The following is a 13,000-nucleotide window of genomic DNA, read 5'->3' as shown; positions in this document are numbered from 1 at the left end:
ACGGCCGACGCCGTGCGCCAGCTACACTCGGCGAATGAGCACGATCTATCTGGTCCGCCACGGGCAGGCTTCGTTCGGCACCGACAACTACGATCGACTTTCGGCCACGGGCCGTGAGCAGATCCGCCATCTCGCCGCCTACTTCGCAGAACTCGGCGAGCGCATCGACCGCATCTACTCCGGCTCGCTGTCCCGACAGACCGAAACGGCGCAGATCATCGCCGCGGCCTTCGGCGATTCAGCCCCGCCCATTGCCATCGAGCACGCGTTCGACGAGTACGACAGCGACGTCATCCTGCATACGTTCGCGAAGTCGCTGACCCCAGAGCAACTGGCCGAGGCCGGCTGGCCCGAGCTGCGCGCCGATCGACGCAAGTTTCAGTTCTTCCTGGAGCGCGCCGCCCGCGCCTGGGTGGAGGCGCAGATCGAAGCCGAAGAGATGACGTCGTGGCGCGGCTTTCACGGCCGGATCACCGGCGCCATGGAATCCATCATGCGCAACGAAGGCCGCTCCAAGACCCTGATCGTGAGCACCTCCGGCGGCGTCATCGGCACCCTGGTGGCGCACCTGATGGGGTTGTCCAATCACGTCGGCATCGAGCTCAACTGGGCCGTTCACAACGCCTCGATCACACGGCTGATCTACAACGCCGATAAAGTTTCTTTGTCCATGTTCAACGGCCTGCCGCACCTGGATCGTGCAGAGCTGCGCTCGCTGATCACCTACCGCTGAGCCTGCACCGTTTTGGACGCGAGAAATCGCGAACCAGCCCGCAATTTACTTTTCAAGCTTGCTGCATCGCGCGCCGTTACATCGGAGATCAGGCGACGACAAAAGGAACGCGCGTTCGATGGTCAAGGCAGCGGTGGTACGTCACATGTCCTCGGTCGAGGACTACCGCACGCGCCTGGCCAGCCTGCAAGGCTCGTGGGATACGCTGTCGCTGCTGTCTCACTTGCGTGGCGACGGCGCGGACATGAGCGGCACGCGCCAGGCGTTCGAAGCTCTGGCCAATGATCTGATTCACAGCCTCGGCGAGGAAACATACAAGAAGGCGCTGCTGGGGCTGCGAGCCAAAGCCCAGATCGCCATCGACGTGATGGTGCGCAATCTGTTCGAGCGCACGGCCGACATCGGCTTTCTCGCCACGGACGATGGCATTCGTGACTACCTGCGCCAGCGCCGGGCCAAGGACGCGCCGGTCAACAAATTGAACGAGCGCCTGCGCGGTCGCTTTCGCGAGTACGTCGGCAAATATTCCGTGTATCACGACGTCGTGCTGCTGGATATCGACGGCTCTGTCCTGGTGAGACTCGATGAGCAGTACAATGTGCCTCGCACGTCGCACGAACTGCTGCAACATACGCTCACGACGCGCCAGGGTTACGTCGAAAGCTACGGTCGCATCGATCTGCTGCCCGATAGCGAGCGCAATCTGGTTTATTCATTCCGGGTGGGCGACGGCGCCCGCACCGACGGCGTGTTGTGTCTGTGCTTTCGCTTCGAGGACGAAGTCGAGGGCATTTTCGCCAAGCTGCGCGCGCCGGACGACTGGACCCTGTTTTGTTTCCTCGACCGGCGAGCACGAGTGATCGCGAGCAGCGATGCCTGGCAGATACCCATCGGCGCGCCGCTGCCGATGGCCCTCGATGAAGGCGGCCGCATCGTGCGTTTCGCAGGTCGCGAGTACCTCGCTATCACCTGCCGGACGCAAGGCTATCAGGGCTATCTGGGGCCCGGCTGGTTCGGTCACGCCATGCTGCCGATCGAGCATGCTTTCAACAGCCAGACGGTCGAGGGCACCCGGTCCATCTCCCGGCAACTGCTCGCCGAATTGCGTGAGAGTCATACCATCTTCTCCGCTTCCCTGCGCAAGATCCCCGTGCAGGCCGACGGCATTCAACGCGAGCTCAATCGCACGGTCTGGAACGGCAACGTGCGACTTGCGACCAGCGCGGATCACAACAGCGACTTCACCAAAGTTCTGCTGCGCGAGATCGGCAATGCCGGTCGCCGCACACAGGAAACATTCGAGCGTTCGATCAGCGAGCTGCAGGAAACGGTGGTATCCGCCATTCTCGAGGACGCGCAGCTGCTCGCCTCGCTCGCCGTCGACGTGCTGGATCGAAATCTCTACGAGCGCGCCAATGACTGTCGCTGGTGGGCACTGAACGGCGCGCTGAGTCGCTGCCTCAGCGCCGCGGGCGGCGATGCGGGCGAGATCCTCCGCCACATCAATAGTCTCTACACGGTCTATCACGATATCGTCTTGTTCGACAGCGCCGGCCGCATCGTTGCCGTTTCCAATCCGGCGCACGCTCACAAGGTCGGCGAGACGATCGCCGCCCCATGGATTGCCGCCACGCTGGAGCTGCGCGACTCACAGCAGTACGCCGTGTCTTCATTTGCTCCGAGCGAGCTATATGAGGCCCGGCACACGTTGATCTACAGCGCGGCCATTCGCGACGAATCGCGGCGAGTGCTCGGCGGCATCGGCGTCGTTTTTGATTCGGCGCCCCAGTTCAAAGCCATGCTGCGAGATGCGCTGCCTCGCACGGAATCGGGCGAGGTCGTGAGCGGCAGCATCGGCTTGTTCGTCGATGCCCGCATGACCGTGGTCGCCGCCACCTCCGACTATGAGCCCGGCGATACGATCGCGTTGCCACGTGATCTGCTAGGCGCGGAGCGCCACCCGCCGCAGACGATCTGCATGAATGGCGTGCACTACGGAATCGGCGTGCGCAAGAGCTCAGGTTATCGTGAATATACCGGCATGGGCGTGTTCAGCCTGATCCTGATTCCGCTGGGTCAGGCGATTGAGCAGGTCGCCGTGCGTCGCTCCGAGCCGCAGAACCATCGACGCGGCCTCACGCAGGAACGAATGATCGATATCGCAACCTTCTATTGCGGCCAGCAACGCCTCGGCCTGCTGCGCGATGAGATCGTCGAAGCGCTCGATGGCGCTCACCTTCGCCCGATTCCGAATGCGCCTGCTTGGCACGCAGGCTTGTTGATGTACCGGGACACGCCGCTGCCGGTGATCGACTTGGGCCGCCTGCTCAACACCGGTCAGCACGCCGCTGCTCGCAATGTAATCGTGGTGCGGGCAGCGGGGACGCAACTCTTCGGCTTGCTCGTCGAGGAGCTGGCGGATATTCCAGAGATCGAAGTGAGCCGCATCCTGCCCGTGGGCGACTTGAACACGCGCGGAGCAGCCATCCTCGATCGCGCGATTCGCCCGGAGCGCGCCGAAGAGCCGGCGCTCATGCTGATGAACATCCAGCAGTTGCTGATGTTTGCTGGCGCGGCGGGCTTCAAACTCCCGCCGAGCGAGGGTTAGCGCGTGATGCGAGCCTGATTCAGCTGACGGATCAGGCCAGCGTAGTACGCATCTTTACTGGCGTTCCGACGCTCCTCCAACTCGGCGTCGGCGTCGCGCTGAAGCGCAAGCCGCGTGGCTTCTTCGGCTTTGGGCGAGGACAGGAATGCCTGCGCCCGTCGCAGTGCCTGGCCCACGTCGCACTTGTAGTAGGTCTGCGTGTCCAATACCTGCCGCGTCTCGTCACGGGTGCCGCGATTCCAGATCCGCAGCGAGTTCACTGTGAGCCGCCCGCTGTGCACGCTCAGGATTTGGTCGGCGCCGTCGAACGAACGACGCGTGAATACATTGGGCGCTTCAGCCGTCAGATGCATCGATGACTGAGCGCCGATGCGGCGAGGATCCGCTTCGGAGAGCACCGTGAACGTGGTGATGTCGGAGCCGGCGGCCGAGTACTGCACGATGGTCGCACCCCGGTTCGCATCCTCGCTACACCACATTCCCTCGAGCACCTCGGCGGCGCCCGAGGTGGCGTGGGCCGCCTGCGTACTGACCGCGATCAACAGGACCGGAGCGACAACCTGGGCAATGACTCGACCGAAGGCGCGTACGAAGCTCGAAGCGTGTTTCATGAATGCGAATCGCGGCTCGACTTGAGACTGCTCAGCTGGAGCAATTAGCATGCCGGCGGCGTGAGTGCCCGGGAAACACGGGCATTTTCGCTGCATGGCAAAGTCTTGCCGCCGGCAAGCTGGCAAGAACCCCGACACCACGGCAAAGCTCCGCCCCTGGTTGCCGCTGCCCCATCAGCTCGCGTTCAACACGAATCGACGGCTGACACCGGTCGTGGCGGACGGCGCGACCCACACGTCGAACTCGCCGGGCTCGGCCACGAATTGCATCTCCAAGTTGTAGAACGCGAGGTCCTGGCGCGTCAGGGTGAACTGCACGTCCGTGGACGCGCCAGGCGGCAATCGAACCTTGCGAAAACCTTTGAGCTCACGGATGGGGCGCGTCATGCTGGCCACACAATCGCGAATGTATAGCTGCACGACCTCCTCCGCCTCTCGCTCGCCCGTGTTGGTGATCTTTGCCGTCACCGTCAGCGTTCCGCTCCAAGGCAACCTCTCGGTGCTCAGCCGCGGCCGCTCATAATTGAAGCGCGAGTAAGTCAGCCCGTGACCGAAGGCATACAACGCTTCATTGGACACTTCTCGATACCGCGCCTTGAACGCCGGCGGGCCATCGCCTTGCGGCCGGCCGGTGGTTCGTCGGTTGTAGAAATAGGGCTGCTGTCCCGAGTCCTGCGGGAAACTCACCGGCAGTCGTCCGCTCGGGCTGTAGTCGCCAAACAAAACGTCGGCGATGGCGCTGCCCGTCTCTGTTCCAAGAAACCATGTGACGAGAATGGCCTGCGCATCGCGCACGGCCCCTTCGAGTGCCAGCGCGCGACCATTGCGAAGGAGCACCACCATCGGCTTGCCGACTTTCGCGACCGCTTCCGCGAGTTGTTGCTGAGGCTCGGGCACGACGATCTGCGTGCGCGATTGAGCCTCGCCGGACATGTCCTGCCCTTCGCCAATCGCGAGCACCACCACATCCGCCGCGCGCGCCGCTGCAACGGCCGCTTCGATCCCGCCCTCGAGCGGTTTCTCGATGAGCGAGCCCGGCGTGACCGTGAGCGATGCCTTGTCCCCGAGCACGGCTCGCATGCCCTGCTCCACGCTTACCACATGATCGGACTTGCCGAAGGGCGCCCACGGGCCGGCGAGATTCTTGATATCGGCGCCAAACGGACCGATCAATGCGATCTTCTGGCCTGACCTGGCGAGCGGCAGCAGATTGCTTTCGTTCTTCAAGAGGACGATAGAGGCGCGCGCACTCTCTCTAGCCACGGCGCGCAATTGCGGCGTCATGATGTTGCGCTTCTCGACTTCCGGATCGAGCGATCGATAAGGATTGTCGAACAAGCCCAGCAGATATTTCGTGCGCAACACGCGGCGCACCGACTCATCGACCACCGCCATCGGCAGCTCGCCGCTTTTCACCAGGCCCGGCAGATGCAGATTGTAGAGATCGCTCTGCATGCTGATGTCCACGCCGGCCAGAATCGCAATCTTGGCAGCCTCGCGGTCGTCCCTGGCGACACCGTGCTTGATCAGCTCCTGGTCCGCCGTGTAGTCGGACACCACCATGCCTCGAAACTTCCACTGCTCGCGCAGAAGTTCAGTCATGAGTTTGCGATTGGCGGACATGGGCACGCCGTTGATGTCGTTGAACGAGCTCATCGTGGACAGTGCGCCGGCGTCGAACGCCGCTTTGAACGGCGCCAGATACACCTCGTGCAAGGTCTGCTCGGACATCTCGACGCTGTTGTAATCCATGCCGCCGGAGGCTGCGCCATACGCTACGAAATGTTTGGGACAGGCAAGCATGCTGTCCTCATCGGTGAGGCTCTTTCCTTGGAAGCCACGCACGCGCGCCACGGCCAGTTGGGATCCCAGATAGGGATCTTCCCCTGAGCCTTCGGCGACGCGACCCCAGCGCTGATCGCGGCCGATGTCGACCATCGGAGCGAAGGTCCAATGCAAGCCAGCCGCCGTCGATTCGATCGCCGCGGCTCGCGCCGTGCGCTCGGCCAGTTGCGGGTCGAAGCTGGCTGCTTCTCCCAGCGGAATCGGAAACACGGTGTATAAACCGTGCAGTACGTCTGCGCCGAAGATCAGCGGGATTTTCATTCGCGACTCTTCGACCGCGATCCTCTGAATGGCCCTTGCGCCAGCGGCGCCGAGGCCATTGAACACACCGATCAATCGCCCCTCACGCACTCGCTGCGCAAGGTTCTTGTCTACGGGAGGACCTGCTTCGGGATTGATCGCCGCCTGGGGAGTCAGGCGTGTCATATCGGAAAAGATACTGAGCTGCCCCGCCTTCTCCTCGATGGTCATCTGCGCAATCAGCGCCTCGATATGCGCCTCCGCTCGCGCACTGAGCGAACTCGCGAGCGCTCTCCGCTGCGCCCATGCAAGCAGTGTGAGCGAGGACGCACCGAGTAGAAAATTCCGACGGGAGACAGTATTGGCTGGAGTCATCCAGGCATCCTGCCACGACGCTCCTACCTCTCGCAAAGAGGCGAGGTCTCCACTGCTTCACCCTCACCCTCGATCTCGGCCTCGCCAGAAGCGCGGTGGCTGGCGTCGCTGCGGGTGAATCACTCGGCGTCGACAGAGGCGCGGTGGCTCGCGTCGCCGGAAGTGTCCTAACTCCTTCCGGCACCGTGCTCCCCTCGGCCGCGCAAGCGCGCCCGAGGGGTCCCGTCCCTGGGCGCACTGCGCCGAAAAGGTCCCTCTTTCTCGACGCTGCCGGAAGGAGTTAGGACACTCCCGACGCCGCCGAAACGTGGGCTGGTGATTCGCTCGGTAGCGCTCGATCGATCGGCAGCACTCGTCAGAACAAAAAGGTTTGCTGTCGATCTGTATTCTTCGATTTGGCTCGACGCTCCACGGACGTGGTGGCAGCGTCAGGGTAAAGTATCTCCTCCCCGGCAAATGGGACCGACAGGGATGTCGGCCCATTAGCGCTACAAGGATGTACAAGCAACGCGCGAGCGATAACGACGCGTCGGCGGGTGGAGCGGTGCCAGGGAGGAGATACCCCCCCTGGCGCTGCCACCCACCGCGCTATCCAACCAAAACTCTTAAGCCAATCGAACTCCAGCAGAAGACAGAGGAAGCGACCGCACCGGCTTACCGTCAATCAGAGCCAGCGCATTGGCCAAAGCCGGTGCGATCACAGGCGTACCAGGCTCACCCACTCCGGTAGGCTTGTTCTTGGAAGGCACGATGTGAGTTTCGACCGCAGGCATTTCGTTGATCCGCAACACCGGATAGTCATCGAAGTTGCCCTGCTCGACCCGGCCTTCCTTGAACGTCACCGCGCCCGTCAGCGCCGCTGACAGCCCGTACCCGATGCCCGACTCCATCTGCATGGCCACGATATTCGGATTGACCGCGATCCCGCAGTCCACCGCGCACACCACGCTGACCAGTTTGGGCCCGTTCGGCGTCTTCTTCAGCTTGACCACCTGACCGACCACGCTGTTGAACGACTCGTGCAACGCCAGCCCATACACCTCATCGGCCGCGCGCTTTTTCTTCCAGCCCGATTTCTCCGCGACCAGATCGAGCACCCCGACATGCCTCGGATGTTTCTCGAGCAACGACCGCCGCAACGCGTACGGATCCTGCTTGGTCGCACGCGCAATGTCGTCGAGGAAACATTCCGTCGCGAACGCCGTGTGCGTCGAACCCACCGAGCGCCACCACAGCACCGGCACCTGCGGCTTCGTCGTATGCAGTTCCACCTGCAGATTGGGAACGTGATACGGCAAATTCTTTGCGCCTTCCACCGACGTGAAGTCGATCGGATCCTTGGACGCAAACAGCGTGCCCGCCGTGATCGACTGACCGACGATGCGATGCTGCCAGGCAATGAGCTTGCCCTGCGCATCGACACCGGCCTTCATCCAATGAACATACATCGGCCGGTAGTACCCCGCCCGCATGTCGTCCTCGCGCGTCCACACCAGCTTCACCGGATCCGTCGTCCCCATCGCCTTGGCGATGGCCACCGTCTCCACGAGGTAATCCGACAACGGATTCGCACGACGGCCGAAGCTGCCGCCGGCATACAGCTGATTGATCTTCACGTCCTTGGGCGCGATGCCCAGCAGCTTGGCGATGGCCATCTGATCGGCCGTCTGGAACTGCTCGCCGTTCCAGATCTCGCACGAGCCCTGGCCGATCTTCGCGACGCAATTCATCGGCTCCATGGCGGCGTGCGCGAGATACGGGAACTCATACGTCGCCTCGAAGGTCCGCGCGGCCGACGCGAACGCTGTCTCGACGTCGCCTTCCTTCCTGGCGATGTCGCCCGGTTTCTGAGTGAGCTCGCGATATTGCTTCAGCAGCTCATCGGAGCTTTGTTTGAACGCGCTCGACTCGTCCCACTCGACGCTCAACGCATCGCGCCCCTTCTTCGCCGACCAGAAATCGGTGGCAACGACCGCGACGCCCGAGCGCGCGGGGGTCTCGAAGGACACCACCGCCTTCACGCCCTTCACCTGCTTCGCCTTGCTCGCATCGAAGCTCTTGACCTTGCCGCCGAAGCGAGGCGGATGCACCACCACGGCGGTCAACATGCCGGGCAACTTGAAGTCCTGCGTGAAGATCGCCTTGCCCGTCGACTTGGCGCGGCTGTCGACACGCGGCGCGCTTTTGCCGATGCGGTTGTAAGTCGAGGGATCCTTCGGCTTCACATCGGTGGGCACCGGCAGCTTCGCGGCATCGGCCACGAGCTCGCCGAAGCGCGCCGACTTGCCTGACTTGTGCTGCACGACGCCTGAAGCGATGGTGATCTCGCTCGCCGGCACCTGCCAACGATTCGCCGCCGCCGTCACCAGCAGCGCGCGCGCCGTCGCGCCCGCCGTCTTCAACTGATCGTAAGAATTCGAGATCGCCGTGCTGCCGCCGGTGCCCTGGAACGGACCGAACGCGAAATTGTTATAGAGCTTCGCGTCGGCTGGTGCGCCTTCCACGCGGATCTGACTCCAATCGGCGTCGAGCTCTTCGGCGACGATGGTGGCAAGACCCGTGTACGCGCCCTGCCCCATCTCGGTGTGCTTGGACAACACCGTTACCGTGCTGTCCTTGTCGATGCGCACGAAAGCGTTGGGCGCGAACGCGCCGGCTTTCTTCACATCAGCATCGTTCGCTCGCGCGCCACCGGTCGGCAACCACATGGCCACGGTCAACGCGCCGCCGCCTTTGAGGATGTCACGACGTGAAGCCTGAATCACTGCATCTCGTTCTGCTGCGCTCATGGTGATCTCCTTGCGCTCAAGCGAGCGAGCCCGAGGCGCGTTTGATTGCCGAGCGAATGCGCACATACGTGGCGCAACGACACACGTTGCCCGCCATGGCCGCATCGATATCCGCGTCGGTGGGTTTGCTGTTGCTTGCGAGCAAGGCGCTGGCGCTCATGATCTGGCCCGACTGGCAGTACCCACACTGCGGCACATCTTCGGCGATCCAGGCGTCCTGCACGGCCTTGCCGATCTTCGATTCGCCGACCGCTTCGATGGTGGTGATCTTGCTGGAGGCGACGGCGGCGAGCGGCAGCACGCAGCTGCGCGTGGGATTGCCATCGACGTGCACGGTGCAGGCCCCGCACAGCGCTTTGCCGCAACCGTACTTGGTGCCGGTCATGCTGAGGTGATCGCGCAGTACCCACAGCAGCGGCGTATCGGGCTCGGCGTCGGTCTCGACTTTCTGTCCGTTGATGTCAAGATTGATCATGGAAACCTCGGAATTGGCGATGGGCTACCGGGGAAAGTGCGGCGAATCTTACTCTGCGGTGGCTGCCGTCGTGTTGCCCAATCCTGCTGTCTTCCGCAGAGCGCACCGGCGAGCGTCGAGATTCATCAATATCCGGTAGCGCGGCGCGCTGACCGATTGCTCCACCCCGACGATGTGAGTAGGCTCGGCAGCCGCTTTGGATCTCGCAAGCTTTCGGGGGAAACTGCATCGTGACACTGCAAGTCCGCGCCGCCGTCGTGCATGGCCCCAACCAGCCGTTCGTGATCGAGACCTTGCAACTGGAAGGGCCGCGCGAGGGTGAAGTCCTGGTGCACATCAAGAGCACCGGCCTGTGTCATTCCGATCTGCACGTGTTCGAGGGCAAGTTGCCCTGGCAATTTCCTGCGCTGCTCGGGCACGAAGCCGCCGGCGTGGTGGTGGAATGCGGCCCTGGGGTGACCAGGTTCAAGCCCGGCGATCACGTCATTCCGTTCTTGATCCCTCATTGCGAGAAGTGCGGCTACTGCCATTCGCCCAAAACCAATCTGTGCGTCGAGGCGTTCACGCGCCTGAAGCCGGGCGAGTCGCGCTTTTCCCTGAACGGCAAGCCGGTCACGCAGTTGTGGGGACTGGGCACGTTCGCCGACTATTCGGTGCTGCCGGTGAACATGTTGGCCAAGGTGCGTGACGATGCGCCGTTCGATCCGATCTGTTACATCGGCTGTGGCGCGACCACCGGCCTGGGCGCGGCGTTGTTCGCAGCGAAAGTCGAGCCTGGCAGCTCGGTCGTAGTGTTCGGTCTGGGCGGCATCGGGCTCAATGTGGTGCAGGGTGCGCGACTGGCCGGCGCCAAGAAGATCATCGGCGTCGATACCAATCCCGCCAAGGAAGCGGTGGCACGCCAGTTTGGCGCCACCGACTTCGTCAATCCCAAGACGGTCGAGAAGCTGACCAGCCATCTGATGAAGCTCACCGGCGGCGGCGCCGACTACACCTTCGAATGCATCGGCAATCCGCAGGTGATGCGACAGGCGTTCGAATGCACCAATCCGGCCTGGGGCACGAGCTATGTGGTCGGCGTCGCCCCGCAAGGGGCCGAGGTCACCTCCTACCCCGGCCACTTGATGATGGGCCGCCACTGGACTGGCTGCTACATGGGCGGCGCGCGCGTGACCAAGCTGCCGGAAATCGTGGACTGGTATGTCGAGAAAAAAATCGATCTCGACTCACTGGTCACGCACCGGCTGCAGCTGGAGCAGATCAACGAAGGCTTCGAGCTGATGCGTAAGGGCGAGTCGATCCGCACCGTGATCGCGCTCTAGTCGCAGCGATCACTCGAGCCAGGCGCGCGAGAAGTAAAGCTCGCTCGCACGCGGCGACTCATCGGTTCGAAACACGATCACGCCTGCAACCTGGCGCAGATCGAGCGACCGCGCCCGTGGGCCGGCAGCAATGTCGCGCAATGGAATGCGGACGATCTGCCGCGTTCCAGGCGGCAACTCGAACACTCGATTGAATCGATCCTCCACCTGATTGTTGTGCGTGGCGTCGTGAACGCGCACCACGAATTGAAGCGCAAGCTCTGTCGGATTGGTGAGATCCAAAGCAAGCATCGAGTACGCACTCCAGTCGGGAGGCACTTCGATAAAATGCAGCCCCGGATACGGCCCTTCGAGTAAGCGCACGTGCATCGCCTGCTCGTCCGCCCCGCTGGCCCATGCCGCGGGCATTCGCGCCGGTGCAACTTCTGCCGACTGCTGCAGGATGAAGTAGCGATCAAAGCGTTCGCTGAAATCCGCCAGCACCGGAAAGCGCTGATCGCGCTGCTGATACTTGATGGCAGCTCGCGTGACCGGCGTGGCCGCGACGGCGAGCGCCGCCACCCCAACAACAGCAGATGCGAATCGCACCATGGACGTGCGCGGCGAGGCGCGAACTCGCTCATCGAACACCGCGAACAGCCCGAGCACCGCTACGGCGCCGATGGTGTCATGAAGCGCATCTTCCAAGCTTGCATCCCTCCCTGTCAGCATTTGCACGAACTCGGTCAGTACGCCGAGGCCCACCGCAATCGCCAAGGCCGATGCGTACTGTTTTTGCGGGCTCAGCGCAGCGAACCGCGGGCGCGTGCGAATGAGCAGCAACGACAGCAAGGCGACACAGCCAAAAATCGGCGCATGCGCCGAGTTGTGCAGGGTGCGGATCCAGCGGGTTTCACCAGGGGCTGGCGCGAACACCACCGCCCACAGCAGAATCGCGATCGCCACCCCTATCATCCAAGAGGCGCGCTTCACGGGAGCGATCCGACATCTTGAGCAGCAACTCCAACCAAAGCGGCGCGACCACGCCCAGCGGACCGGTCGTTCCCCGCCATGCAGCCAGCGTGCTGTTGCTGCGTGAACGAGACGGCGCCATCGAAATTCTGTTGACGCGTCGACATCAGAATCTCGCGTTCATGGGAGGTCTCTGGGTGTTTCCCGGCGGCGCTTTGTGCCCGGCGGATCTGGCGCCAGAGTCGCTTGCGCTGATCCCTGAACCGGCGCAAGCAAGCTGCCATCGCCTGCTCGATCTGGACGGCAATGCGTTGCCCGATACGATGTGTCTGGGGCTGGCCGTCGCGGCGTTTCGCGAAACGTTCGAAGAGACCGGTGTGTTGCTGGCGACGACGACCGACGGCGGCCATGGGAGCGATGCAAGGTTGGCGCGACTGCATGAGCGACGGCCTGCAATCGTCTCACAACCGGAGCTGTTTGCCACCTCGCTGCAGGAAGAACACCTGCAACTGGATGTGCGCCGGCTGGTGTACTGGTCGCATTGGATCACGCCTTCGAGCGTGTCGAAACGCTTCGATACCCGGTTCTTTGTCGCCGCGCTGCCGCCCGAACAGAGCGCGGCGGTAGACGCAATCGAAGCGACTGAGATCTCGTGGATGACGCCGGCCGCGCTCATCGCCGCTGCTCGTGACGGTTCGATGTCGATTTCGCGACCGACGCTCTACAACGTGATGGAGCTTGACGCCAGCGTGCGACAACACATTGCCCTCGACGCAATCCTGCGCGCCGAGGCGCAGCGTGAGGTGCCGCCGGTGCTGCCCAAAGTAGTGAAACACGAGCAGCGTATGATCGTCATGCCTTGGGATGCCGACTATCCTATGTTTAGCGGTAGCGGCGTATCCCAGCAAATCACCTATCCCGAACGCTTGCGCGCGCTGCCTTCGCGCATCAGCGAGCGTTGACACAACAAAATATATGAATGCATGTCCGTCTGGCACGGACTAGAGTCCTTCGGCACGGACAGCACCGAGCGCGATCGCAATGCTCGCGC

The 13,000-nt window shown here is 62.9% G+C and carries 9 protein-coding genes; 4 read left to right on the top strand and 5 right to left on the bottom strand.

Translation table 11 applies throughout. The features are described 5' to 3' along the window. Positions 1-34: 34 nt before the first annotated feature. Both JM946_RS28480 and JM946_RS28475 read left to right on the top strand, forming a co-directional pair. Positions 35-733: a histidine phosphatase family protein gene (locus JM946_RS28480; RefSeq protein ID WP_203170851.1), complete on the top strand. Its 699-nt coding sequence runs from the start codon at positions 35-37 to the stop codon at positions 731-733. 118 nt (positions 734-851) lie between these two features. After that, on the top strand, positions 852-3,341 hold the full coding sequence (locus JM946_RS28475; RefSeq protein ID WP_203170850.1) for a chemotaxis protein CheW: 2,490 nt from the start codon (positions 852-854) through the stop codon (positions 3,339-3,341). On the opposite strand, the gene JM946_RS28470 is transcribed toward JM946_RS28475, so the two are convergent. The 4 genes from JM946_RS28470 to JM946_RS28455 all read right to left on the bottom strand — a co-directional run bounded on the left by JM946_RS28470 (position 3,338) and on the right by JM946_RS28455 (position 9,676). After that, entirely contained in the window at positions 3,338-3,952 is a 615-nt protein-coding gene (locus JM946_RS28470; RefSeq protein ID WP_203170849.1) for a hypothetical protein, read from the bottom strand. The two genes, JM946_RS28475 and JM946_RS28470, sit on opposite strands and share 4 nt — an antisense overlap. A gap of 174 nt (positions 3,953-4,126) precedes the next feature. Continuing rightward, positions 4,127-6,412: a beta-glucosidase BglX gene (gene bglX, locus JM946_RS28465; protein WP_203170848.1), complete on the bottom strand. Its 2,286-nt coding sequence runs from the start codon at positions 6,410-6,412 to the stop codon at positions 4,127-4,129. A 605-nt stretch (positions 6,413-7,017) separates the two neighbouring features. Next, a complete protein-coding gene (locus JM946_RS28460) occupies positions 7,018-9,201 on the bottom strand; it encodes a xanthine dehydrogenase family protein molybdopterin-binding subunit (RefSeq protein ID WP_203170847.1) in 2,184 nt (727 codons plus the stop codon). Between the two features lie 16 nt (positions 9,202-9,217). After that, a complete protein-coding gene (locus JM946_RS28455) occupies positions 9,218-9,676 on the bottom strand; it encodes a (2Fe-2S)-binding protein (protein WP_203170846.1) in 459 nt (152 codons plus the stop codon). A 236-nt stretch (positions 9,677-9,912) separates the two neighbouring features. Here JM946_RS28455 and JM946_RS28450 point away from each other — a divergent pair, with 236 nt between their 5' ends. Next, positions 9,913-10,998: a zinc-binding dehydrogenase gene (locus JM946_RS28450; RefSeq protein ID WP_203170948.1), complete on the top strand. Its 1,086-nt coding sequence runs from the start codon at positions 9,913-9,915 to the stop codon at positions 10,996-10,998. A gap of 9 nt (positions 10,999-11,007) precedes the next feature. Here the strand turns inward: JM946_RS28450 and JM946_RS28445 are convergent, their stop codons facing one another. Beyond that, the gene (locus JM946_RS28445; protein ID WP_203170845.1) at positions 11,008-11,943 is read right to left on the bottom strand and encodes a VanZ family protein; all 936 of its coding nucleotides are present in this window, start codon (positions 11,941-11,943) and stop codon (positions 11,008-11,010) included. A 44-nt stretch (positions 11,944-11,987) separates the two neighbouring features. On the opposite strand from JM946_RS28445, the gene JM946_RS28440 reads away from it, so the two are divergent. Beyond that, positions 11,988-12,911 carry an NUDIX hydrolase gene (locus JM946_RS28440; protein ID WP_203170844.1) on the top strand — a complete coding sequence of 308 codons (924 nt, stop codon included), beginning with the start codon at positions 11,988-11,990 and terminating at the stop codon, positions 12,909-12,911. Positions 12,912-13,000 lie beyond the last annotated feature (89 nt).

The sequence above is a fragment of the Steroidobacter gossypii genome (assembly GCF_016801985.1).
Taxonomy (GTDB): Bacteria; Pseudomonadota; Gammaproteobacteria; order Steroidobacterales; family Steroidobacteraceae; genus Steroidobacter; species Steroidobacter gossypii.
This window is presented reverse-complemented; position numbering and strand designations above follow the sequence as displayed.